A 25,631-nucleotide genomic window follows, 5' to 3' on the forward strand; every position below is an offset into this window, starting at 1 on the left:
CCGTTTGTCACGCCGTCTGCTCGGTTTCTTTCCAAAGTGAAACCTTTCTTCCGTCGTGTGTGCGGCTGTTCTGATAACGGATACCGTAATCACGAAACAGCCTGCTTGCGTTGATACTGAGCCTTAAAGAAAGTACATTCGGCTTTATATCCACCGCAAGCCTTTCGCAAAGTTCCGAAGCAGTTCCTTCCCATCTGTCACTTTCCGAAAAGAGCGTATCCGCTATCTTCTCAAGCAGAGGTTCGGGCGGTTCTTTCCACATCTCCGTTTCCGATTTTGCAAAGTTCCACACCAATCGCTCGCTGTCCCTTACAAGATGGATTTTCATATCCTGCTGGTCTCTGCCAGCAACATCAAGTGTGGCATTGTTGGAAGTACGCTTGTCCTTACTGAGAACAAATGCACCGTCTGCCGCACCCATCAGACCATTCGTGCCTGAAATCATATCGAATATATCTTCCGATTTTTGTTTGCGTGTATGATGAACAATAAGCATTGAAACCTTGTAACTGTCTGCCAACGCTTTCAGCCTTGCCACAACATCATAATCACTTGCGTAGCTGTAATCTGCTCCGCCTGCTTCACGCACACGCTTTAAGGTGTCTATGATAATCAAGCCTGTGTCTGGGTGTTCCCTCATAAACCCTCTTATCTGTTCTTCCAGTCCGCCATTGACCGTTTTACATTCCGTTGCGAAATACAGATTGCCTGTCTCCTTTGCACCGAACATCTGAAACAATCGCTTCTGCAAACGTGGGTAATCATCTTCAAGGGCAAAATAAAGCACCGTTGCCTTACGCACCTTATACTCCCAAAGCAGTGTGCCTGTGCTGATATGATAGGCAAGCTGTGCCATCATAAAGCTCTTTCCCACTTTCGGGGAACCTACGAAAAGGTAAGTTCCCCTTTGGAGCAGACCGTCGATAAGTGGTGTCTGAACCTCAAACACCGTATCATACAGCGTTGTCATTGATACTGTTTTCGAGATCGGAAGGGTCTAACTGTCTGAGTATTTCCCTTTGCATTTCTTCAAAAGATTGCTCGTACCCCTTGAAATCCGTATCCTGATTGACTATACTATTGTCAGTACATTTGGAAAGTGACTGTTCCGCATCTGTTGCCGCAGATACATTTGGAATAGTCATTTCTTTTTTATTCTCCATTCGCATCCTCTCCTTTCAAACCGCCGAGAATAATGGAAATCAGTTCTATTACACTCAGCAAGTTCATCATCCACACCTTTTCCTGCTTCAATCCTTTTCAGTTCCGCAAGGACTGTGGCAAATTCCGTTTTCAACGCCTTATACACTCTCGGATTGCCCTGTACCACCACATCCTGATTTAAGCAACGGCGGTAACAATACTCCTGTTTTGGCAATCCTGATAGAGCTACAGCTCTGTTAATGAGTTCGTTTTCTTCGGGCGATACTCGAAACCCTACTGTGATATTCCTCCAACGATTTTTGTTATCTCTGTTCTTAGCTGACATTTTCAAAATCTCCTTTCCCTAAATCATCTAATTTTTCTGCCATCTCAATCTGCTTTGACGGAAAGAGGTGTGCGTACTGATAAGTAATATCAATACTTTCGTGACCAACTCGGTCAGCAATCGCCACCGCAGAAAAGCCCATATCAATCAAGAGTGAAATGTGGCTGTGACGGAGATCGTGAATGCGGATACGCTTCACGCCTGCCGCCTTTGCCCCTCTGTCCATCTCGTGATGAAGATAGCTTTTCGTCACCGTAAAGATACGGTCTTTCTTCTTCAATCCGTAAAGCATACCGAGATATTCTTTCATTTCCTCACACAGAAACTTCGGCATTTTAATCGTGCGGTTGCTCTTTTTCGTTTTCGGAGAAGTAATCACATCCTGCCCTTTCAAACGCTGATAGGATTTATTGATTGTGACTGTTTCCTTATCAAAGTTGAAATCTGCCGGAGTCAAAGCTAACAGCTCGCCCTCTCGGATACCGCACCAGTAAAGCATTTCAAACGCATAAAAGGAAACAGGCTTGTCCATCATCTCAAAAGAGAATTTCTTGTATTCTTCCTTTGTCCAGAACAGCATTTCCTTGTGTTCCTCACGTCCCATATTTCCCACCTTTGCCGCAGGATTGGAACGCAGTTCATAGTAGCGGACAGCGTGATTGAAAATGGCGGACAACTGATTGTGCAGCGTTTTCAGATACGTCTGTGAATAAGGCTTTTTCTTCTCATCACGATAGGCAAGCATTTCATTCTGCCAAGTAATAATCTCCTTTGTGGAAATCTCGCTGATTTTCAGTTTCCCGAAATACGGAAGTATCTTTGTGCGTATGATATGCTCTTTGGTAAGCCACGTGTTTTCCTTCAAACGGTTCTTCACATCATTGATATAAAGCTCCGTAAAGGCTTCAAAACTCATATCAAGGTCTGAAGAAGTCTGCAATTTGAACATTCTTTCCCATTCCTGTGCTTCTCGTTTGGTAGCAAAGCCACGCTTGCATTTCTGCTTGCGTTCCCCTTTCCAGTTCACATACCTTGCCATCACATACCAAGTACCGTTATCTTCATTCTTAAATACCGGCATTTACATTTCCCCCTTTCCTGCTCCGTAGAGCCTTTCGTAAAAATACTGGCGATTTACACGCCCTGCAATCGTAATAAAGCCCTTTGCTTTCAATTCCTCATTTAATTGTCTGATGAGTTTATATGCATAAGGTTTTGATACGTTTAGTTCCTGAGCCACATCTTCGGCTCGGATAAATCTGTTTTCCATATCCTTTTTCTTCCTTTCTTAAAATAATTTTTTGCTTGCCGCTTTCTCCGTGTTAAAGTTCCAACAGGCACTCCTGCTTGTCGGCAGGCGCTGTGCTGTCCCAATGCACCGCAGTACATCAGGCGCTCGCTCGTATAGGGGTTCCCGAAAAGTCGGAGACTTTTGGGGAAGAGGAGGAGCAGTGCAGCGAATGAGCTTTTGTGCTTGCACACAAGCGAACGATACGGAACTTGCTCCGACGAGGTCTTGGCGGTTTGGCTTTTCGGACGGTCATTCAGTTGTCGCATTAAGCATATTTGTTTAATTCGTAATTTATTTTACTAAACATATTTGCTATTGTCAAGTGGTTGCAAAGAAAATATTAAACATTTTTGTTTCGGTTTTTCTTGACTTCCACTAAACATTTCTGCTATACTTATTTCACTAAATATAAAAGGAGCGTATCATTATGGCTATCAGCGAAAGAATACATTTTTTCACGACTAATGCGTGGTATGACACAAAAGTATCTCGGTACAGCAATCGGTTTTCCAGAAAAGAGTGCTGATGTGCGTTTGGCACAGTACGAAACTGGTACACGCAAACCGAAAGCAGACCTTACAAATGCATTGGCACAGGTGCTTGATGTTTCTCCACAGGCTCTTGATGTTCCTGACATAGACAGCTATATCGGTCTTATGCACACTCTGTTTACCCTTGAAGATATTTACGGTCTTACTGTCAGTGAAGCAGACGGAGAGGTATGCTTAAAGGTCAACAAGGACAAAGGCAGAGAAGCATATGAACTCCTCAAAATGCTGTATGCTTGGAAAGAACAGGCAGACAAGCTATCTTCCGAAGAAATCAACAGAGAAGAATACGATAACTGGCGTTACCATTATCCAGAGTTCGACACCACACAGCGTTGGGCAAAAGTTCCATCACAGGAATTAAGTGACGCTCTCGTGGAAGCATTCAAAGACCACTTGAAAGATAAATAAGCACCTACAGGACCTGCCACTGGCAGCTCCCTACAGATGCTTTGGCAACGACAAAAAAGCCCTTAACTATGGTTATTAACCACAGCTAAGGGCTTAGTTTATAATATGGAATTTGTTCAGAGCCAAGCTCCGAACTTTAGTCTGCAAGCCACCTGTTAATTGTTCCGTTACCCATAAACCACTGGATAACAAGAATAATGGCACTTGCTATGACTGTTATCAATTTGTTATCAAAAGACTAATCGAAATCGCTGAAACCCGCATAAACACTGGCTTTTTTAAGCAACTCGATTTATTCGAATTCAATCGTACCCGGTGGCTTGCTGGTCAAATCATAGAATACGCGGTTAACGCCTTTAACTTCGTTAATAATGCGGTTCATAACCTTATTCAGTACTGCATAAGGAATCTCAGCAGACTCGGCTGTCATGAAGTCGATGGTCTTCACTGCGCGGAGCGCTACAGCGTAATCATAAGTTCTGAAGTCGCCCATAACGCCTACGCTTCGCATATTTGTCAGTGCTGCGAAATACTGGTTCGGCATCCATGAAGGATCTTCACCATGTTCTTTCTTATATTCAGCTGCAGCATTGTCTACCTCTTCACGATAAATGAAGTCTGCATCCTGTACAATACGAACCTTCTCTGCGGTAACTTCACCGATAATACGGATTCCAAGTCCCGGTCCCGGGAATGGCTGACGGAATACCAGTCTCTCCGGAATTCCAAGCTCCAGACCTGCTTTACGAACCTCATCCTTGAAAAGGTCGCGGAGCGGTTCAATAATTTCCTTGAAATCAACGAAATCCGGAAGTCCGCCTACATTGTGGTGAGATTTGATCACTGCGGACTCTCCGCCCAGACCACTCTCTACAACGTCCGGATAAATAGTTCCCTGTGCCAGGAAATCTACCGCACCAATCTTCTTGGCCTCTTCTTCAAAAATACGGATAAATTCTTCACCGATGATCTTACGTTTTGCTTCAGGCTCTGTAACACCTGCCAGCTTGTCATAGTATCTCTGCTGTGCATTGACGCGGATAAAGTTCAGGTCAAACTGACCGTTTGGTCCGAATACACCCTCAACCTCATCTCCCTCATCCTTACGAAGAAGACCATGGTCTACAAATACACAGGTAAGCTGCTTTCCGATCGCTCTGGAAAGAAGTCCTGCTGCAACGGAAGAATCAACACCGCCTGACAGGGCAAGAAGAACCTTTCCATCTCCGACCTTCTCGCGGATTTCTCTGATAGTGTGCTCAACAAAGGCATCCATTTTCCAGTCTCCAGCACATCCGCAGACACCAAGAACGAAGTTGGAAAGCATCTTCTTTCCTTCTACTGTATGAAGTACTTCCGGATGGAACTGGATCGCATACAGCTTCTTCTCCTCATTCTGTGCAGTTGCTACCGGACAGTCTGCTGTGTGAGCAGCGATCTCAAATCCTGGTGCAACCTGGGAAATGTAATCTGTGTGGCTCATCCAGCAAATTGTTTTGTCAGATACGTCTTTGAAGATTTTAGAATCTGTCTTATCTACCAGAACCTCTGTCTTTCCATATTCGCTCACATCTGCTTTCTCAACTTTTCCGCCCAGAACATGCATCATAAGCTGTGCGCCATAGCAGAGTCCCAGAACAGGAATACCAAGCTCAAACAATTCTTTATTGCATGTAGGTGAATCTGCCTCATAGCAGCTGTTCGGGCCACCGGTAAGGATGATTCCCTTAGGATTCATTGCCTTGATTTTCTCAAGATCGGTCTTGTATGAATAGATTTCGCAGTATACGTTACATTCTCTCACACGTCTGGCAACCAGCTGATTGTACTGACCGCCGAAATCCAGTACGACGACTGTTTCTCTTTTCATGTTTTCCTCCTTGTTTCTCATTATTTGTAACTGTAAAGATATTGAACCGTTACCATTGAATTTTATTATAAATTACAGTTCGAATTTTTACAATGCTTATTTTCAGTTTTCCACCTTGTGTTTCCTTACTGCGTTACTGTTCACTCCGTTCTCAGTAACGTAGTGGTGTGTGAACAGTAATCTTACTTCCAGTTTATAAGTTTTTTAGAATTTAATCACGTTTTTTTCAACAGTCCATCACATTTTGCTCACAAATTCCCTGTATATTAATAAGCAAATAAAGCAAATGCTTTACAAACAGGTTGCAAATGCTTTTTCACATAGATTTTTAACTTTTTTCTTTTTCATACTTATGCCGGGCCGCAAGGTCCGGCCCTCCTTCTTTTTACAGACCTTTTCAGGTCTTTTTCTTTTTTTATAAGTTTTTTAGAATTTAATCACATTTTCTTCAACAGTCCATCACATTTTGCTCACATTTTCCTTGTATATTAATAAGCAAATAAAGCAAACGCTTTATTTATAATAAAACTTTTTCTTTTTCATACTTGCCGGATCGCAAGATCCGGCACTCCTTCTTTTAAAATACGAAATCCCGCTCACAGTAAGACACAACTGTGAGCGGGATTTTTGTGTTAACGCAGGGAACTTACTTGATTCTGTTAAATTCCCATTGTAAGAATCTCCATCAGTACCCCAAGCAATGACGGATTCAAATTCATGGATACCAGAACAGGCACTGCCTCTGTGCCCAGCTCTTTCACTACTTTATAGACGTCTGTCTTCTGTGCATAGGTAATCTGTGCTTTTTCCAGAATCTCATAGACCTCTTCTGCATAGTCTCTCTGATAAACAGCTGCATCTGCCGCAAAAGTAATCTTCACCTGTGCATCTGCCGGCACATCCTTCAGGATCACTATTGTTCCATGAAGCTTCTCATCCTCTGCGAACTCTGCCTCCTTATATGCCTGTCCGTTTACAGTAAACTCCTGCGGTTTGTCCAGAATATTGCAGAAGCGGATCTTCCAGGAACGTTTCTGCGGGATCACTGCTGTATTTCCCTGTGCAGCTTCTATAATAAATACTGTTCCATTCTCATCTGCAGTCTTCGTCATTCTGGTGGACACCCAGTTCTCATCCAGGTCTTCCGGTGTGTCCCCACCGTCTTCCCAGAGTACAAATTCCCCGGATTTTCCAGGATATACAAGTACTTCCAGTTTCTCAGGATTCTCAATGGAATTATCATATCCTTCCATGTCCTTCAGCGGAATGATGCTGCCTTCACGCACAAGTACCGGCATCTCGTAAATATCTCTCCAGAGATCCACTTTTCTGCCGCCCTTATATGCTCTTCCGTTAAAGAAATCATACCAGATTCCCTGCGGGATCCATGTCTTCGCACCTGCCAGTCCTGTTACCTGATCCAGCTTATCTGTAATTGGAGATACCATCATCTCTGTGCCGAAATAATAGTTGTTCGGCACTTCATAGGTTTCCTCACGCTCCGGCTCCAGATAATACATTGGCTGTACCAGCGGCAGTCCCGCTCTGCTTGCACGACGGTTCATAGTGTAAAGATACGGAACCAGCTTATGACGCAGTTTCAGGAAATTCTTCATTACTGTTTCTACGATCTGGTTGTATTTCCATGGTTCTTTTCCATTGAACGGGTTGTCTGTGCTGTGCAGACGGTTCATTGGTGAAAAGACTCCAAGCTGTACCCATCTTGCAGTGAGCTCGTCGTCTCTGTATCCCAACATATGTCCACCGATATCATGACTCCACCATCCAAAACCGATGTTGCTGGCATTTGCCGTGAAATATGGCTGGAATTTCAGACTTTCCCAGGTAATGACCGTATCACCTGAAAAACCAACCGGGTATCTGTGGCTTCCGGGTCCTGCATATCTTGAGAAAGTCAGCGCACGTTTTCCTTTCCACTTGCTGTCCAGATAGTGATAGTGGTTCAGCATCCAGAGCGGATCCAGTCCCGGAACCTTGGTTACAGTTCCCTGCTGCCAATCAAGCCACCAGAAGTCTACTCCCTCTTCTTCCATCGGATGATGCAATTCTTCAAAATATGTCTCAATGAATTTCGGATCTGTCATGTCAAAAAGCACCGGTTCCTTGCTTGCAGGATCAATTCCCATCTTCTCTGCAACTCTCGGATAGGCTTCCTCATAAGCACGTACTCCATCTGCCGGATGTACGTTCAGTGTGATCTTATATCCATGTTTGTGCAGCCAGTCCATAAATTCAGGCGGATTGGGGAAAAACTTCTTATTCCAGGTATATCCTGTCCATCCGCTTCCATATACAGGAGGTACATCCTCTACCAGATGCCAGTCCATATCTACAACTGCAACAGAGAATGGCACTTCTTCTTTCTCAAAACGCTCTACCAGTTCTTTGTATTCTGTCTCTGTATATTTGTGATATCTGCTCCACCAGTTTCCGAAGGTGTATCTTGGAAGCAGAGGTGTTTTTCCACATAATCTGTAAAAATCCTGCAGGCATTCCACATATCTGTGACCATATCCAAAGAAATAGAAGTCTGCTCTGTTTCCCTGACGTGGCTCTACCATTCCATCTTCGCCCATAGCCATTGTGTGGGAATCATCCAACACTGAAAAACCGTTTCTGGACATAATGCCATGACTCAGCGGAATCTCACCGTCTGCTTCATCCAGGGTTCTGGCTGTTCCCAGCAGATCTTTCGGTTCATCACCATAATGCCACACACGCTCGCTGGCTTTTCCACCCGCAACACGTATCATCAGACCGCTTGGAGAAAATTTCTGCCTGTCATAGTGGATTTCCAGGTCTTTGGTGTAAATATGTAATTCCTCACCACCATCGCTCACCCTGAATTCTGGCACCGGGAAATCACGATTGCATACCATCTGTGTTGCTCTGTCCTCAAATCCTCCGTCTTCGCTGTACTCAAAACGGATCAGGGCAGTTGTCAGCATTGTAATCCTGAAATGATCGCCCACGATCACAGCTTCCTTTCTGCATACAGGATTACCTTCCAGTACAAATTTCTTTAAGTCCATAAAAGCTTTTCCTCCTTTACATCAACAACAGTTGTAATAGCTGCTTTTATGTCTATTTTAATCTTCTGCGGTCCGATTGACAACGATTTTTTCAACTGCTGAACAAATTTGCTGAACAAATTATGTGACATATACGTTACTGTTCACTCCGTTCTCAGTAACGTAGCCAAAATTCATTCCAGATTGCCTGCGGGAATGATTTTTCAAACGCCTGTTGTCTCTGATGTAAATTCTGTCTTTTTCAGATTTTCCACATATTTTTCGTCCGGTTTCCTGCAAAAAAGGGGCAAAAGTACATTTACCAGCACCACGATCAGCAGGAAAAGGCAAAATACTTTGCCTGTTCTTTTTAGTATTTTTTTCATTCGATATACCTATATTAATGATGTCCGATTTGTCCGGATATTTTTTCACCATATTGCCATTTTATTGCAATCATTCACACTTGTCTATTCCACATTTTATTTCTTCATTTCACGACTGATCCATTCCATAATTACATTTACAATATATTCCTGCTCAGTTTCTGTCAGTTCCCGTCCTTTGGGAATATGATGCCATTTTTCCAGGCATCCTCTGCAACAGGTAGCTGTAGCATGCTGTGCCACAAAAACAGGATGTCCTCTCATCGGTGTCTGTTTTCCATCATTTGGTATGTCTGCCTGCGCAAGACGTTTTCTGATAAAATCACAGGCATGCTCGCGTACTTTATCCATTCCTTTGTCTGATACATAGCTCCTGTCATTTGCTTTCAGGGAAAAACTGCTTCTGAACTTTGACTGCGACAGGCGTTTCCACAGATTTCCTTCGTAAAACTGCCGGGGTCTCACATACCATCGAAGGCTGTATGCCATCCTTGTAGACAATCTTTTTTTCTCTCTTCTGTGGTGAGGTTGCCACAGGAGCACTGCCAGTCTCATTTACTGTCTCATCAAATGACTCTTGCAAAAGCTGTGTCTTCACTTCCTGTGCTTCTTTGCTATCCGGCTGCAAACGTCTTGCCAGCATGGTATTTCGCCCGGTGGTTGTCTCATTTTTTATCGCATAATACACTGCTTTCTTCTCCCCCACAAGTACCAGGATCTTTTTCGCCCTGGTCACCCCTGTATAAAGAAGATTTCTCTGCAGCATGACAAAATGACTCATGGTAAATGGCATGACAACGATTGGATATTCGCTTCCCTGTGATTTGTGGATTGTCACTGCATAGGCAAGTGTCAGCTCATCCAGCTCCGTCACATCGTAGATTACTTCCCGTTCATCAAACAAAACCGTCAGTTCCCTCTCTTCCATATCTACTTTTGTGATGGTGCCGATATCCCCGTTAAATACTTCCTTGTCATAATCATTCCGTATCTGCATCACCTTATCTTTCAGACGGTACTGTGTCCCGCCTCTCCTCAAAAAAATCTTTGACGGATTCATGGCTTCCTGCAGCACCTGGTTCAGATTTACTGCTCCACATTCGCCTCTCTGCATCGGAGTCAGCACCTGAATGTCCTGCAATGGATCCACATGATAATATCTCGGCAGGTTCATCCTGCAATACTGAACGATGGTATCCACCACTTCCTGATTGCTCTGTTTAGTGGCAAAGAAAAAGTCTGAATCTTTTCCGCCTCTCATATCAATGCTTTCCCCTTTATTGATCCTGTGTGCATTCATAATGATCCTGCTCCCCTGTGCCTGACGGAAAATTCTGGTCAGACGTACAACGGGAACACATCCGGAATCAATAATATCCCTGAGAACATTGCCTGCCCCGACACTCGGAAGCTGATCAATATCTCCCACAAGAATAAGAGACATCTGTTCCGGCAACGCTTTTAAAAGATTGTACATCAACATAATGTCAATCATGGAACATTCGTCCAGAATCAGCACATCGCCTTCCAGCGGATGTTCTTCATTCTTCTGATAACCTTCCGGCGGTTTATATTCCAATAACCGATGAATGGTCTTAGCCTCCATACCGGTAGCCTCGGACATTCTTTTTGCTGCCCTTCCTGTAGGTGCTGCGAGAATAATCTGAGAGCCTGCCTGCTTATATGCTGAAATAATTCCCAGGGTTGTCGTAGTCTTTCCGGTTCCAGGTCCGCCGGTCAGTACCATAACTTTAGAGGAAATAGCTGTCTTTACTGCCTGCCACTGGATTTCATCATAGGTAATTTCTGACGAAGCTGCTACTTTCTTTAGTATTTCTTCTGCATCCTCAGATTTCTTCTTTCCACAGGACATAAGCCGGATCAGCCGTTTTGCACATCCACTTTCCGAAAAATAATAGGGTGGCAGATAGACCGCTTCCTGCTCACCGGCCACCTCCCGGATCACATCATTTGTACGGATCATTTCATCCAGTGTGATTTCCAGCTCCGCATCTTCCACTTCCAGAAGTTCCCTTGCTTTCCCGATCAGCTGCTCTCTTGTAGCATAACAGTGTCCGGCTTCTGCCAGCTTGTTCAATGTATAAAAAGTACCACTGCGCAGACGGACAAATTTCCCTTTATCAATTCCCATCTTCTGCGCAATGGAATCCGCTGTCTTAAATCCAATCCCCCAGATATCATCTGCAAGACGGTATGGATTCTCTTTTACAATTGCAATACTCTCACTGCCATATGTCTTAAAAATCTTTGTCGCATGAGAGGTACTGACTTCATGACTTTGCAGAAAAAGCATGATATTTTTGATTTCTTTCTGCTCCTGCCAGCTTGTTTTAATCCGTTCTACCCGAACTTTCCCTATTCCCTGTACCGTAAGCAATTTATCAGGAGTATCTTCTATGATATTCAGCGTATCTTTCCCAAATTTCTCCACAATTCTTTTTGCAAATTTAGGACCAACTCCTTTGACCAGACCGGAACCCAGATATTTTTCAATTCCGTATACCGTAGCGGGGAGTGTTTCTTCAAATTTCTCTACGGAAAACTGCCGCCCATATCTGGCATCCATCTTCCACATCCCTTCCAGAGACAACACAGAGCCAACATGGGTATCCGGCATTGTGCCAACTACCGTAACAAGATCACTGTAATTCTTCACTGCACATTTCAGAACCGTATATCCATTGTCTGCATTCTGATATGTAATTCGCTCCACTACACAACGCAAGTGCTCCATATCCGTCTCCTTTCTCCGTCGTACAAATGATTATCTGTCCAGATTGCCTGCGGCAATGGAATGAATTTTGGCTCTACTATATTTTCATGGTTGTCTTTCCATTTGTTGTAGTTATAAGCCTGTTCTGCTTCCCTCTGGGCATTTCCAATCTTTGCTCTTTGTATTGTTTCATCCAGGAAGCTTTTATGACTTTATTGGTAACAAAAAAACAACCTGACTCGAGCAAATGGGTATGAGTTATCTTTTTTAGCCTTTTGCAATCTCTACATTTTTACCAGCAAAGGCAATTCCGTATTTTACAATTTCCTTGATTCCGTGATCCTCCATATCTGTATCATAGTGCTTATCCTCAATCTGCTTCAGAGCCTCTGCGGCGGATGCAGATAAACCAGCATCATCCTTTATCGCTTTGAATTCCATGATAACGCCCGGCAAAGAATGTACCTTAGGTTCCAACACAAGATCGAATCTTCCCTCTCCGGATTCCCTGTTTGATCTGATATAATATCTTGAGGACATGCCTGCTGCCAGTCCAAGCATCATGCCATGGTAAAAGCTTTCTGTGGCTCCATCAAAACAACTGATGCAGGTAATCATATATTTTCGAAGGAATTCCTGAAGTTTCTTCCCATCATTCAGATACAGTGCTTTTTCAAGTCCTGCCATGATATTACCATCCACTGTCCCCCTGAGCCAGGATAAAATCTCTGTATTGTAAACTCTGCGAATCTCCTTATTCGGTAGCGCCAGCTCCATAAATGTCCCAAATTCTGTTTCAACTACATCACTTACAGGTTTTAAATATCCCGCAAGTAACAAGAAGCTGAAGATGGTATCGGTTCCATCCGTTATCCTCGGACAGATGACATCCATATTTAGCGATGCCTGAACGGTCTGCCCCTGCAACAGCGCAAAAAGGTTTTCTGCAATATCCGGTGTAAGAGATATCATGATCTCCCGGATGATCTCATTATCACTGGTATTGGTCCAATATGGTTTCGCCTGACAGTTATTATAGAAATAGTTGGAAACAGACCAGGGATTATAGATTTCTGTACTTCCGAAACGATATCCGTCGTACCACTCACGAAGTTCTTCCAGTTTTTCCTCCTGTCCATAATATGCTGCCATAGTGTCCACTTCATCCACAGTAAATCCAAAGTATTTGCTGTATTTCTCATCAAGCACAGAATTTACGATTGGATTATTAAGTCCGCTAAACAGATTCTCCTTTGACACACGGAGGATGCCGGTAAGAACACCCAAAGCAAGAGCAGGGTTATCCTTAAGACCTCCGGACATCAAATTACGCATAAATGTAATCACTTCATTATAGAAACCTCCGGAATGTCCCTGTTGGATTGGAGTGTCATACTCGTCAATGAGAATGACTACCTTGGACTGATGATGTTTTTCCAACATGCGTCCCAGATTCAGGAGTGCTCTGGTATACTCCACCTCACTCAGCTCATCCAACTGCATTCTGGACAAATAGTCCTGTTCCACCGGATTAAGGCTGTCGCTTGTAAAAAGCTCATCATGCCGCATAAACTCATCACGAATTACATTTTTAATTGCCGCATAAGTACTAGCCCAATCCGAAAACTTTGCATCCTTGAAAGTGATGAAAATCACCGGAAATGCACCTTGCATCTTCTGATATTTTTCACCGCATGCCCAAATCTGCTTATCTTTGAAGTAAACGGAAGTATCCTCTTTTGTTTTTTCAAAAAAAGTTTTAAGCATATCAAGAGCAAGTGTCTTTCCAAATCTTCGTGGTCTGGTAAACAAAATGACCGGAACCTGATCATCAATCAAATCACGGATCAGAAGTGTTTTATCTACATAATAACTGTTCTTTACTACATCCATGTAAGATGTATTCCCAACTGCGCAAGAAAGAACCTCTGCATTTCCTGCTTCAGGTTTTTTAATGCCAATGTAATCATATACAGTCTCCTCCGGAACCATCCAATTGCGACCTTTTCTTAAAGCGCCTTCCAGTTTTCCAGCATTACATAACCCTACTACTCTTCTTGTTGATAATCCCATAATCCCGGCGGCTTCTTTTGTTGAAATATATCTGATATCGGTCATGTTATCGCTCCTTTCGGAAATAGTATAGCATTTATCGGAAATTTCAGTAATTTATTTCCTCTGGATTTCCATTATATTTCCTCTGTATTTCTGATAAAATGCCCAGTTTCTCACATTTAACAGTATATTTTCTAGTTAAAAATGATTCCTGGCCTCCGTCTGTGATCTTATGTTTGATAAAAATATCATTCAGGTATATAAATCTAAGGGATCCAAGACAAGACTTGTGATTCTCTGCCCCCGGCTGAAAGTAAACCTGATGAAGTATTGTGTGATCCATCGCAAGTATACAGCTCTTTCTCCTATGTCCTATGTGTTTTTACAGATGAGACAACAGGAAGCGATCAACTCCAATGTGATCAAGCAGCTCTTTGCCCGGATAAAAAAGAAATCCGGCATAGATCGGCTTCATCCCCATCTTTGTCGACATACTTTTGCAACGTCATATATTAAAGGCGGCGGTAACATCGAGATGCTCCGCCTGCTTCTTGGACATACGGATTATAAGGTAACCAGGGTTTATCTGCATCTTGCGCAGCAGTCTTCCCTTCTCCATGAAGATATTTACCAGCTTGACCCTGTGTTCTTTAAGAGGTATCAATAGCATAAAATACTTTTACGCCCCTGTGGAACTTTCTCCATAGGGGCGTAAATACTTCATTTCTATCTATTTCCCAGACACCTTTATTTTTCACTTTCCCATAAAACATAAAAAACACCGTCCCCGCGGCAATCGCTTTGTCCGCAAAAACAGTGTTCTTAGTGCGCCTTCAGGGGTTCGAACCCTGGACACCCTGATTAAGAGTCAGGTGCTCTACCAACTGAGCTAAAGGCGCATATTCTTTTGTTTTCTTTGTGTTGATGTCTTGTTAACTCCTCAACGCAAGTGATATTATATATAATGTGAGATAAAATGTCAATAGGTATTTTAAAAAAATTTTAGAAAATTTTCTATTTCTTTTATTTTTCCTTTTTTTCATCCTTTTTAGACATCTTATTTAGCATCTTATTGACCTCTTCTGCTGACTTTCGCACCTGGCTGAAAGTATTGTCAAATTTTTTATGCTCATATCCAAACTGTACCATCTTATTATGGAAAGAACTTTTTCGTTTCATAGGCAGACTCCTTCGGGGCGCGAAGCGCCCCTTGGATTTTCTTACACTATATTATGCAACGCAGGCTTCATATTCCAGTCACAGAAATACTACATCTGTAAAATATTGTATTCCTGTCCATTAGCTATCCAGCGAAACACTAAGACTTCAGACAGATATCCACAATCTGTTTTCACTACACATCTCTACACCAGGCTGAAACATAGCAAAAATTATCCCCTTGAAATCACCATCTTACAGATTGGATTCCCCATAGAGGAAAATTTCTCCTCATACTCCGTCATCACATTCCCCTGCACCATCTCTTCATTATGATGCAGATCAAAGGTATAGTTTTCCAGATTCCAGCCTGCCTCTTTCACTTCTTCCAACGAAAACTCAAACAAATCCCTGTTATCCGTCTTAAATTCCACCTTTCCGTCCTGCACCAGAATCTGGTCGTAACGCGCCAGGAATTCTCTCGATGTCAGACGGCGTTTTGCATGGCGTGCTTTTGGCCATGGATCGGAAAAGTTCAGATAAATTTTATCCACCTCTCCCTTTTCAAAAATATCCGGCAGAAGTCTGGCATCTACTCTCATAAAGAATAAATTGGAATAAACCTCTCCGTTCTGCTCCAGCTCTTCTCTCTTCTGCAGCGCACGCAGAAGTACACTGTCATACATCTCGATTCCCACATAATTGATCTCCGGATGAAGACGCGCCAGGTCCATCAGAAAGCGTCCTTTTCCCATTCCTACTTCTATATGAAGCGGCTGCTTTTTCGCAAAAACCTCCGCCCAGTGTCCTTTCTTTGTCTGTGGCTCCTGCACCACATAAGGGCTCTCCAGAATCGAATCCTGTGCCCCAGGGATATTTCTTAATCTCATAGTCTCTCCTTATATATTTTATTAGTAAAACGTTAATCGTCCAACCTCTGTCTCTTTATATCAGACAATATAAACTATAGCAATTCCATCTCTATTTTCTTTGATATTACGGCAAAATTATCTCCTTGCCATCAATAAATCTTCCTATTATATTCCTGTCATCTCCCGCATAGCAGAATCTCTCCGCTCTTTCCTCCGGGCTCAGGGTAAAGCCTTCATCCTCCAGTCCGTCAAGCACCAGCGCATTAAACCGATAGCCTTTCTCCAGAGAACCTGCGCGGTCAAATACGCTTCCGCCAGCCTTGGTTGCCATATGAAATGCCTGTGCAAACGTTATGCTTCCATTTCCTTCCGGTTCATAAAACTCTTTCAGTTTCGAAAGCTGTACTGCTCTTGCAACCTGTCTGTAAACAGCCGCATGCTGTCCGCCTCCGATATCACAGCCCATGGCGATCGGAACGCCTTTCTCACTTAATGCTTTCGCCGGCATAATTCCTGCTATAATATTGGTAGTTGCATCCGGGCAATGCACTGTTACGCTGCCAGCTTTGCGGATAATATCCAGATCTGCCTGAGATGGAAAAATATAATGTGCAAAAATAGACGGTCCATGTTCCAGCAGTCCATTTCTCTCATAAATCTCTGCATCCGAACCATAATCTGGAAATAATTCCAACGTCCATTTCACCTCTGCCTGAGATTCTACCAGATGAGTCTGCAATCCGCAATGATATTTTGCAGCCAGTTCGCCCAGTCCTTTCATTAACGGCTCAGAACAGGTCGGTGCAAATCTCGGTGTCAGAATCGGCTGCACAGTTCCTTTTCCCTGATGTTCTGCAAGGAAGCGCTCTGTCTCTTTCAGGGATTCTTCTGTCGTCTCACACAGATACTCAGGAGAATTCATGTCCATATTCACTTTACCCACATACGCATACATTCCCTTATCAGCCAGCGCCCTGAACAGGTAATCTGACGCATCATAATGAATCGTCGTAAAAAGACTCGCATGAAACGTTCCTTGTCTGAGCAGTTCTGTCACTACCTGATCATACACATTCTTTGCGTAATCCATGGATGCGAAACGGGCTTCCTGCGGAAATGTATAATCATTAAGCCAGTCAAAAAGCAGCTTGTCCATTCCGACTCCACGCTGCACAAACTGGGAAGCATGAATATGCAGGTCAGAGAATGCCGGTATGATCAGACCTCTGCCATAATCTTTTACCTCCACTCCCTGAAATTTCTCAGGAAGAGTTTCATAAATTCCCTCAACGAAACCATCCTGCACTACCAGATAGCTGTCCTCAAATACTTTCAGTTTCTCTATACTTTCCGAATATAAAATATCTCCATGACATACAAAATCCGCCATTTTATCCCTCCTGAATTAATTATACATAAAACGTAACTGTTAATGCACTGAACAATTGCGATAAGTCATTATACCACACCCATTCACCCAATAACATCCATTTCCCCGCCTTGTTTAAAAAATAACAAGTTTTTCTCTCTAAAGAAAATTTAGATGGTTTTTTTCAACAAAAGGGTGTATTATATCTAACAGATATTACTATTTTACACATAGTAAATCTGATTTTTTTGTAAAAATTTGACAACTAAGGAGGTTGAAGATGGAGCAGATACTTAACAAATTATCTGAAATCGAGCTTACAGCCCAACGCATCATGGAAGACTGCGACCGACAAAAGCAAGTGCTTTCTGAAGAAGCGGAAAAGAAATGTAAAGATTACGATGATCTGCTGGAATCTCAGACAAATGAACAGATTCTAAAGATCCGTCAGCAGCTTGAAGAAGAAAAAGACTCCCGACTATCGCAGTTACGGGCAGACACCGAGGCTACCTTTTCTTCTCTTGATGCCCAGTATGAGCAGCAGCACACACAGCTTTCCCGGGAACTATTTGAGAAAATTTTATCTATGTAATCAAATACAAAATATCAGGAAAGGAAGTGAGCAATAATGGGAGGCGTACTCTCCTACAGCGGACTTTCCACGAAAATCCGCGCAATGCAGAGCAGACTCACTACCATGGAGCAGTTCGAGGAAATTCTCCAGCTCTCCAACGTTACACAGGTAGCTGCCTATCTGAAACGAATGCCGGAATATTCTTCCAAATGGGATGCACTGGATGAAAATACCCTGCACCGGGGCCAGATTGAGAAGCTTCTGAAGAAATCTATTTTCCAGAATTTCTCCAGAATCTATCACTTTGCAAATCTCGAACAGCGTAAGTTTCTGGATCTGTATTCCAAGCGATATGAGATTCGTGTACTGAAAGAAGTTATGACAAATATCTTCGATCACCGCGACACAGACCCTGTTGATGTCTCTCCGTATCGTGACTTCTTCCGCCTGCATTCCAACATCGATGTAGACCAGATCACAGCCTGTTCCACCATGGAAGAACTGATCTCCTGCCTCAAAGGAAACGAGTTTTATATCCCGCTTTCGAAGATTCAGGAACACGAAACGGCGCTTCTTTTTGACTACGGTATGGCACTGGATCTGTACTATTTTACACAGATCTGGAACGTACGCAAGAAGCTGTTTAAAGGCAAGGATCTGGAAGAAATCACCCGTACCTACGGCGAGAAATTCGATATGCTGAACCTGCAGTTTATCCAACGTTCCAAACGATATTTCAACATGGATCCGGCAAGTATTTATGCGCTTCTGATCCCTATGAATTATAAATTAAAGAAAGAAGAGCTCACCGCTCTGGTAGAAGCTCCGACACCGGAAGATGCCAGAAGGATTTTCCAGAAAACATGGTACGGCACCAGATATGGGCAGCTTACTGTTGCCAATCTGGAGGAATTTTACAACTATATCCTCCGCAGTATCCTGGAAAAAGAAGCGCACAGGAATCCCTATTCTGTGGCAGTGATCTATTCCTACCTATATCATAAGGAACATGAAGTAAACCGCCTGACGATTGCTATTGAATGCGTCCGTTATGGCGTACAGCATGATGAAGCCATGCGTTATATATGTAATAACTGACATAACTCATGAGCTGATATCCACAAGCTTTATAATCTGCACATAATATTTTTTGCAGACTATAAAAACTATAGAATAATACAGCAGATTTCATACAAGTTATATATTCATATTATGTAAACTGTATTAAATACAACTAACCAGGAGGTGAATTTATGATTGAGAAAATGAAGTTTCTGAGCATTACCGGTCCGAAAACCGATATTGACAGAGTGGTAAACACCTACCTATGCAAGTACGAAATCCATCTGGAAAATGCCCTTTCCGAGCTGACTGCAGTGGAGAGTCTTTCTCCCTTTATGGAGATTAATCCATATAAAGAAGCACTCACTACTGCTAACAGCTTTTATGAGGAGCTGACGGATACAAAGCAGATTTCCGTCCGATCAATGAATACGGAAGAGGCATTAAATACCATCCGCCGGCTTCAGTCCGATTATCAGGAACTGAGCAATACCCGCGCGGATCTGGAGAGTCAGCTTGCAGCACTTGATGAATCTTTGCGAGTGATCAGACCATTCAGAAACATCAATTACAACCTCTCCTCAATCCTGAAATTCCAGTTCATCCACTTCCGTTTCGGAAGAATTGAGAAGGAATATTATCAGAAATTTGAGAAGTATATTTATGAGAATCTGGACACGATCTTTATCAAATGTGACGAAGATGACCAGTATATCTGGGGTGTATATTTCGTGCCGGAACATGAAGCACAGAAGGTCAAAGCCGTCTACTCTTCCATGCATTTCGAGCGGATTTATATGCCGGATACTTATGAAGGGACTGCCAAATCAGCATTCGAAGAACTCACCAAAAAACGCAGCGATGTAGCTGCCAGACTGGAGTCTGCGAACCAGAAAAAAGCTGATTTTCTCCAGCAGAACAAAGAAGATATCGCAGCATCCCGCAACGCGATCGCACAGCTTTCCGGCAATTTTGATGTGCGCAGACTTGCAGCATGTACCCATGGGGATAAGGATGTCTTCTATATTTTATGTGGATGGATGACTGAGAAAGATGCACATTCTTTCCAGGCAGATATCAAGGATGACAGCCGTATCTTCTGCATTATTGATGGTGAAGAAGACGAGCATCTGAAACCTGGCGTGCACCAGCAGCCGCCGACCAAATTAAAGAATCCGAAGCTGTTCAAACCTTTTGAAATGTATATCAAAATGTATGGCCTTCCAGCCTACAATGAGATGGATCCGACATGGTTTGTGGCACTGACCTATTCCTTTATCTTCGGTGCAATGTTCGGTGATGTCGGACAGGGATTGTTGCTCTTTATCGGTGGTTTCCTGCTTTATAAATTTAAACATATCACACTGGCAGGTATCATCAGCTGCGCAGGTGTATTCTCCACATTCTTCGGATTTATGTTCGGAAGTATCTTCGGATTTGAAGATGTGATACCTGCCTTGTGGCTGCGTCCGATGAACAATATGATGTCTGTTCCGTTTATCGGAAAACTGAATACTGTATTTATCATTGCCATTGGTTTTGGTATGGGAATCATCCTTTTATGTATGGTATTTAACATCTTAAACGCGTGGAAAGCCGGAGATATCGAGCATATCTGGTTCGATACAAACTCCATAGCAGGTCTGGTATTCTACGGATCCGCAGTTGTTTCCATCGCACTGATCCTGACCGGTCATACACTTCCGGGAGGAATCGTACTGTTTATCATGTTTGGTGTGCCGCTGATCCTGATTTTCCTGAAAGAGCCTCTCACAGCCCTTATCGAGAAGAAATCAGAAGTTATGCCGAAGGAAAAAGGAATGTTCATTGTACAGGGACTTTTTGAAATGTTTGAAGTCCTGTTAAGCTACTTCTCCAATACCCTTTCCTTTGTCCGTATCGGAGCTTTCGCAGTCAGCCATGCAGCTATGATGGAAGTTGTCCTCATGCTCGCAGGCGCGGAAAGCGGAAATCTTAACTGGGTAGTGGTAGTCCTTGGAAACCTTTTTGTATGCGGTATGGAAGGTCTGATCGTAGGTATCCAGGTACTTCGTCTGGAATATTACGAAATGTTCAGCCGTTTCTACAAAGGTACGGGACGTAAATTTGAGCCATTCCGCTCCGTAAAATAAATAAAGAAAAAATATCAAAACGCATAATACTTTTCAGTCAAGCGGATATTCGCAATCCGCTTCGCTACTTGCTCATAACCGAATAACTGCTTCGCAGTTTATTCGGTTAAAATAAAACCAAGAGGAGATTTAATTATGACAACAATAGCACAGATTATTTTAGCAATCGCATTGGTACTCAGCATCATCCTTCCATTTGGATACTATCTCATTGGCGAGAAAAACCGCGGTCGTTACAAAACAGCCATCGGCGTAAACGCATTCTTCTTCTTTGGCACAATGCTCATCGCCATCGCCGTAATGTTCACAGGTGCTTCTTCTGTACAGGCTGCTGCCGGTTCTGAGGCAGGTCTTGCAACAGGTATGGGCTACATCGCAGCAGCCCTTGTAACCGGTCTTTCCTGTATCGGTGGTGGTATTGCCGTTGCCAGTGCGGCAAGCGCAGCTTTAGGCGCTATCAGCGAGGATCAGAGTATCCTTGGTAAATCCCTTATCTTCGTAGGTCTTGCAGAAGGTGTTGCCCTTTACGGACTGATCATCTCCTTCATGATTCTGGGACAGTTATAAGATGCAGATGTTTTTGATCAGCGACAATATCGATACCTACACAGGGATGAGACTGGCAGGTGTAGAGGGTGTAGTTGTTCACACACATGATGAATTAAAAGATGCTTTGCAGAAAGCCATCTCCAATAAAGAAATCGGAATCATACTCCTGACCGAGAAATTCGGCCGGGAGTTTCCTGAAATTATTGATGATGTAAAGCTTCATCACAAGACCCCTCTGATCATCGAAATCCCCGACAGGCACGGTACTGGACGCAAACCGGATTTTATTACCTCATATGTAAATGAGGCGATTGGACTAAAACTATAGGCAGGTGTTAACATGACAATTGATGAAAAACTCAGCCATTTTTATGATATCACTGTTGAAGATGCCCGCGCAAAAGCTGCCGCCATTCTTGAAGAGCACAGACAGACTCTGGAAAAAATGACAGAAGAGCGCAAGGCCCTCAGTGAGGAAAATGCCCAGGCACAGATCAAAGCAGAAACCGCCAATGCAAGACGTGAAGTAAACAAGGCGCTTTCCGCAGAACAGCTCACGATCAAACGCGACTGGACCAAGAAACAGAATGATTTAAAAGAGAAAATCTTCTCTGAGGTAAAAGAACTTCTCAAATCCTTCACCAAAACTTCGGAATATGAAGATTATCTCAGTGAAAAGATCAAAGAAGCTCTGGACTTTGCCGAAAACGATGAAATCTCCATCTATCTTTCCCCGGAAGACAGCGCACTTTCAGAGAAGCTTCAACAGCGCACAGGCGCAGCCATTCAGCTCGCCAAAGACTCCTTCCTTGGCGGTATCCGCGCCACGATTCCTCACAAGAACATCCTGATCGATCACTCTTTTGCAGGAAATTTTGAGGCAGCATACAAAGAATTCAAGTTTGACGGAGGACCAGAACATGAGTAATACAGGTATTATCTACGGTGTCAACGGCCCCGTCATTTATCTGAAGGGCGACAATGGATTTAAAATCTCCGAGATGGTTTATGTAGGTCCGGAACATCTGGTAGGTGAGATCATTGGCCTGAAAAAAGGCATGACCACCGTACAGGTTTTTGAGGAAACTACAGGCCTCAGACCAGGAGATACAGTTACAGGTACAGGAGATGCCATCTCCGTACTTCTCGGACCTGGAATCATTCACAACATCTTTGACGGTATCCAGCGTCCCCTGGAAGAAATTGCCAAAGCTTCAGGCAAATATATTTCCCGAGGTGTCAGCGTAGACTCTCTTGACACAGAAAAAAAATGGAAAACACACATCACAGTAAAAGAAGGAGATGTCGTAGGACCTGGTTCTATCATCGCAGAAACCCAGGAAACCGATTCTATCCTTCATAAATCCATGGTGCCTCCGAATCTCACAGAAGCCACAGTTATCCATGCGGTTCCTGACGGAGAATACACCATTCTGGAACCAATCGTAACCATTCAGTTCGCAGACGGCACTACCAAAGATCTGGCACTTGCGCAGAAATGGCCGATCCGTATCCCAAGACCGACACACAAACGTTTCCCTGCAAGCGTTCCGCTTGTCACAGGCCAGCGTATCCTGGATACCCTTTTCCCGATTGCAAAAGGCGGTACAGCCGCTGTTCCGGGAGGTTTCGGTACCGGTAAAACAATGACACAGCATCAGATTGCCAAGTGGTCTGACGCAGATATCATCATCTACATTGGCTGCGGAGAGCGTGGTAATGAGATGACTCAGGTTCTGGAAGATTTCAGCAAACTGATCGACCCGAAATCCGGAAACCTGATGATGGACAGAACCACACTGATTGCCAATACTTCAAACATGCCGGTTGCGGCACGTGAAGCTTCTATTTATACAGGTGTTACCCTCGCGGAATATTACCGCGACATGGGCTACGACGTAGCCATCATGGCAGACTCCACTTCCCGTTGGGCTGAGGCACTTCGAGAGCTGTCTGGACGTCTGGAGGAAATGCCTGCCGAGGAAGGTTTCCCTGCATATCTGGCATCCAAGCTGTCCGCATTCTATGAGCGTGCGGGAATGATGCAGAACTTAAATGGAACGGAAGGCTCTGTCTCCATTATCGGAGCTGTTTCCCCTCAGGGTGGTGACTTCTCAGAGCCTGTCACACAGAACACCAAGCGTTTCGTCCGCTGCTTCTGGGGGCTGGACAAATCTCTTGCCTATGCCCGTCACTTCCCTGCGATCCACTGGCTGACCAGCTACAGTGAATATCTGGAAGACCTGACACCATGGTACAGAGAACATGTTTCCCCGAAATTTGTGGCAGACAGAAACCAGCTGATGGCGATTCTGAATCAGGAAAGTTCCCTGATGGAGATCGTTAAACTGATAGGTAGTGACGTTCTTCCTGATGACCAGAAACTGACACTGGAAATCGCCAGAGTCATCCGTCTGGGATTCCTCCAGCAGAATGCTTTCCACGCAGAAGACACCTGCGTACCTATGGAAAAACAATTTAAGATGATGGAAACGATTCTCTATCTTTATGAAAAATGCCGCGCACTGATCAACCGCGGAATGCCTGTTTCCATACTCAAAGAAGGCAACAATATTTTTGAAAAAATCATTTCCATTAAATATGATGTAGCAAATAATCAGCTTGAGAAATTTGACCAGTATAAACAGGATATCGACACTTTCTACGACGACATTATGAAGAGAAACGGCTGATGCCGGGAGAGGAGAAGTTTATGGCAATTGAATATTTAGGCTTAAGCGAAATAAACGGACCTCTGGTGGTCCTGGAAGGAGTCAAAAATGCCTCCTATGAAGAAATCGTAGAATTTCACATGGACGACGGGACTCGCAAGATCGGCCGTATTATTGAGATCTACGAGGACAAAGCTGTAATCCAGGTTTTCGAGGGAACAGACAGCATGTCCTTAAGCAATACCCACACAAGACTGACCGGACACCCAATGGAGATCGGACTTTCCCCGGAGATCCTGGGACGAACCTTCAACGGAATCGGCCAGCCAATCGACGGACTGGGCGACATCACCCCGGAAGTCAAATTAAACATCAACGGACTTCCACTGAACCCGGTAGCCCGCGAATACCCACGAAACTATATCAACACCGGTATCTCCGCGATTGACGGACTGACCACGCTGATCCGTGGTCAGAAGCTTCCGATTTTTTCCGGAAATGGTCTTCCACACGATAAGCTGGCTGCACAGATCGTACAGCAGGCATCCCTGGGAGAAGGCTCTGATGAAAAATTTGCCATTGTTTTCGCAGCAATGGGTGTCAAATATGATGTCGCAGAATTTTTCCGCCGTACCTTCGAGGAAAGCGGAGCTGCAGACCACGTAGTCATGTTCCTGAACCTGGCAAACGATCCGGTTGTTGAGCGTCTTCTTACACCGAAGATTGCCCTCACCGCCGCAGAGTATCTTGCTTTTGAAAAAGGAATGCACATCCTGGTCATTCTGACAGATATCACTTCTTTCTGCGAGGCCATGCGAGAAGTATCATCCTCAAAAGGTGAGATTCCGTCCCGTAAAGGTTACCCGGGCTATCTGTACAGTGAACTTGCAACCCTGTACGAGCGCGCCGGTATCGTCAAAGGCAAACCAGGTTCTGTAACTCAGATTCCAATCCTGACCATGCCTAACGATGATATCACTCACCCAATCCCTGACCTTACCGGTTATATCACCGAGGGCCAGATTGTTCTGGACAGACAGCTTCATGGGCAGGCAATCTACCCGCCGATCAACGTACTGCCATCCCTTTCCCGTCTGATGAAAGATGGTATCGGTGAAGGCTACACCCGAGCCGACCACCAGGACGTAGCAAACCAGCTTTTCTCCTGTTATGCAAAGGTTGGAGATGCCAGAGCCCTTGCTTCTGTTATCGGTGAGGATGAGCTCTCTCCACTGGATAAACGATATCTGGTATTTGGTAAGGCTTTTGAAAATGAATTCGTCGGTCAGTCAGAGACGGAGAACCGAAGCATCACCGAGACTCTTGATAAAGGCTGGGAGCTTCTGGGACTTCTTCCGAAGGAAGAACTTGACCGAATCGATACGAAGATCCTCGATAAATACTATCACGAAACAGTACGCTAAAAG

The 25,631-nt window shown here is 43.9% G+C and carries 20 protein-coding genes, 1 tRNA gene and 3 pseudogenes; 10 read left to right on the forward strand and 14 right to left on the reverse strand.

The window, feature by feature from the left end; translation table 11 throughout:
- Nucleotides 1-7: 7 nt before the first annotated feature.
- The 4 genes and pseudogenes from AC058W_RS09625 to AC058W_RS09640 all read right to left on the reverse strand — a co-directional run bounded on the left by AC058W_RS09625 (nt 8) and on the right by AC058W_RS09640 (nt 2,759).
- Nucleotides 8-1,163: pseudogene (locus tag AC058W_RS09625) on the reverse strand (AAA family ATPase).
- Nucleotides 1,153-1,489, reverse strand: a pseudogene (locus tag AC058W_RS09630) (plasmid mobilization protein). Before AC058W_RS09630 ends, AC058W_RS09625 begins: the two co-directional pseudogenes overlap by 11 nt.
- Nucleotides 1,479-2,570 (reverse strand): site-specific integrase, encoded by a 1,092-nt coding sequence (locus AC058W_RS09635; protein ID WP_009247527.1) that lies wholly within the window; start codon nt 2,568-2,570, stop codon nt 1,479-1,481. The pseudogene AC058W_RS09630 and the gene AC058W_RS09635 overlap by 11 nt, the downstream one beginning before the upstream one ends.
- On the reverse strand, nt 2,571-2,759 hold the full coding sequence (locus AC058W_RS09640) for a helix-turn-helix domain-containing protein (protein WP_009247528.1): 189 nt from the start codon (nt 2,757-2,759) through the stop codon (nt 2,571-2,573).
- A gap of 448 nt (nt 2,760-3,207) precedes the next feature.
- Between AC058W_RS09640 and AC058W_RS09645 the strand changes: the two are divergent.
- Nucleotides 3,208-3,739, forward strand: a pseudogene (locus tag AC058W_RS09645) (helix-turn-helix domain-containing protein).
- Between the two features lie 292 nt (nt 3,740-4,031).
- Here the strand turns inward: AC058W_RS09645 and guaA are convergent.
- The 6 genes from guaA to AC058W_RS09675 all read right to left on the reverse strand — a co-directional run bounded on the left by guaA (nt 4,032) and on the right by AC058W_RS09675 (nt 13,879).
- The gene (guaA, locus tag AC058W_RS09650) at nt 4,032-5,609 is read right to left on the reverse strand and encodes a glutamine-hydrolyzing GMP synthase (protein ID WP_008705330.1); all 1,578 of its coding nucleotides are present in this window, start codon (nt 5,607-5,609) and stop codon (nt 4,032-4,034) included.
- 659 nt (nt 5,610-6,268) lie between these two features.
- Nucleotides 6,269-8,662, reverse strand: a complete 2,394-nt coding sequence (locus AC058W_RS09655; RefSeq protein WP_117845348.1) for a glycoside hydrolase family 31 protein — start codon at nt 8,660-8,662, stop codon at nt 6,269-6,271.
- A 203-nt stretch (nt 8,663-8,865) separates the two neighbouring features.
- Entirely contained in the window at nt 8,866-9,027 is a 162-nt protein-coding gene (locus AC058W_RS09660) for a hypothetical protein (RefSeq protein ID WP_242986755.1), read from the reverse strand.
- A gap of 96 nt (nt 9,028-9,123) precedes the next feature.
- On the reverse strand, nt 9,124-9,516 hold the full coding sequence (locus AC058W_RS09665; RefSeq protein WP_479390012.1) for a DUF4186 domain-containing protein: 393 nt from the start codon (nt 9,514-9,516) through the stop codon (nt 9,124-9,126).
- Nucleotides 9,404-11,782, reverse strand: coding sequence for an SF1B family DNA helicase RecD2 (recD2, locus tag AC058W_RS09670; RefSeq protein ID WP_479390013.1), 2,379 nt, complete (start codon nt 11,780-11,782; stop codon nt 9,404-9,406). The genes AC058W_RS09665 and recD2 overlap by 113 nt, the downstream gene beginning before the upstream one ends.
- Nucleotides 11,783-12,028: 246 nt before the next feature.
- Nucleotides 12,029-13,879, reverse strand: a complete 1,851-nt coding sequence (locus AC058W_RS09675) for an AAA family ATPase (protein WP_479390014.1) — start codon at nt 13,877-13,879, stop codon at nt 12,029-12,031.
- Between the two features lie 169 nt (nt 13,880-14,048).
- Between AC058W_RS09675 and AC058W_RS09680 the strand changes: the two genes are divergently transcribed.
- Nucleotides 14,049-14,483, forward strand: a complete 435-nt coding sequence (locus AC058W_RS09680) for a tyrosine-type recombinase/integrase (protein WP_117675642.1) — start codon at nt 14,049-14,051, stop codon at nt 14,481-14,483.
- Between the two features lie 159 nt (nt 14,484-14,642).
- Here the strand turns inward: AC058W_RS09680 and AC058W_RS09685 are convergent.
- The 4 genes from AC058W_RS09685 to AC058W_RS09700 all read right to left on the reverse strand — a co-directional run bounded on the left by AC058W_RS09685 (nt 14,643) and on the right by AC058W_RS09700 (nt 17,236).
- A tRNA-Lys gene (locus AC058W_RS09685) sits at nt 14,643-14,715 on the reverse strand.
- A gap of 124 nt (nt 14,716-14,839) precedes the next feature.
- Nucleotides 14,840-14,995 (reverse strand): hypothetical protein, encoded by a 156-nt coding sequence (locus AC058W_RS09690; protein WP_181977679.1) that lies wholly within the window; start codon nt 14,993-14,995, stop codon nt 14,840-14,842.
- 212 nt (nt 14,996-15,207) lie between these two features.
- On the reverse strand, nt 15,208-15,864 hold the full coding sequence (trmB, locus tag AC058W_RS09695) for a tRNA (guanosine(46)-N7)-methyltransferase TrmB (RefSeq protein WP_118411570.1): 657 nt from the start codon (nt 15,862-15,864) through the stop codon (nt 15,208-15,210).
- Nucleotides 15,865-15,970: 106 nt separating this feature from the next.
- A complete protein-coding gene (locus AC058W_RS09700) occupies nt 15,971-17,236 on the reverse strand; it encodes an amidohydrolase family protein (RefSeq protein WP_117675646.1) in 1,266 nt (421 codons plus the stop codon).
- Between the two features lie 259 nt (nt 17,237-17,495).
- Between AC058W_RS09700 and AC058W_RS09705 the strand changes: the two genes are divergently transcribed.
- From AC058W_RS09705 to AC058W_RS09740, 8 genes are all read left to right on the forward strand, one after another.
- Entirely contained in the window at nt 17,496-17,807 is a 312-nt protein-coding gene (locus AC058W_RS09705) for a hypothetical protein (RefSeq protein WP_117845343.1), read from the forward strand.
- 36 nt (nt 17,808-17,843) lie between these two features.
- The gene (locus tag AC058W_RS09710; RefSeq protein WP_118411571.1) at nt 17,844-18,887 is read left to right on the forward strand and encodes a V0D/AC39 family V-type ATPase subunit; all 1,044 of its coding nucleotides are present in this window, start codon (nt 17,844-17,846) and stop codon (nt 18,885-18,887) included.
- Nucleotides 18,888-19,042: 155 nt separating this feature from the next.
- Nucleotides 19,043-20,983 (forward strand): V-type ATP synthase subunit I, encoded by a 1,941-nt coding sequence (locus tag AC058W_RS09715; RefSeq protein WP_340284145.1) that lies wholly within the window; start codon nt 19,043-19,045, stop codon nt 20,981-20,983.
- A 135-nt stretch (nt 20,984-21,118) separates the two neighbouring features.
- Nucleotides 21,119-21,550, forward strand: a complete 432-nt coding sequence (locus tag AC058W_RS09720; RefSeq protein WP_019163225.1) for an ATP synthase subunit C — start codon at nt 21,119-21,121, stop codon at nt 21,548-21,550.
- A 1-nt stretch (nt 21,551) separates the two neighbouring features.
- On the forward strand, nt 21,552-21,860 hold the full coding sequence (locus AC058W_RS09725; RefSeq protein ID WP_008705340.1) for a V-type ATP synthase subunit F: 309 nt from the start codon (nt 21,552-21,554) through the stop codon (nt 21,858-21,860).
- 12 nt (nt 21,861-21,872) lie between these two features.
- Complete coding sequence (locus tag AC058W_RS09730; RefSeq protein ID WP_117675654.1) at nt 21,873-22,460, forward strand: V-type ATP synthase subunit E; 588 nt, start codon at nt 21,873-21,875, stop codon at nt 22,458-22,460.
- Nucleotides 22,453-24,225 (forward strand): V-type ATP synthase subunit A, encoded by a 1,773-nt coding sequence (locus AC058W_RS09735; protein WP_479390015.1) that lies wholly within the window; start codon nt 22,453-22,455, stop codon nt 24,223-24,225. The genes AC058W_RS09730 and AC058W_RS09735 overlap by 8 nt, the downstream gene beginning before the upstream one ends.
- A 20-nt stretch (nt 24,226-24,245) precedes the next feature.
- Nucleotides 24,246-25,628, forward strand: a complete 1,383-nt coding sequence (locus AC058W_RS09740) for a V-type ATP synthase subunit B (protein ID WP_117675715.1) — start codon at nt 24,246-24,248, stop codon at nt 25,626-25,628.
- The last annotated feature ends 3 nt before the right edge of the window (nt 25,629-25,631 follow it).

The sequence above is a fragment of the Blautia sp. CGZ-1-C1 genome, assembly GCF_056504575.1.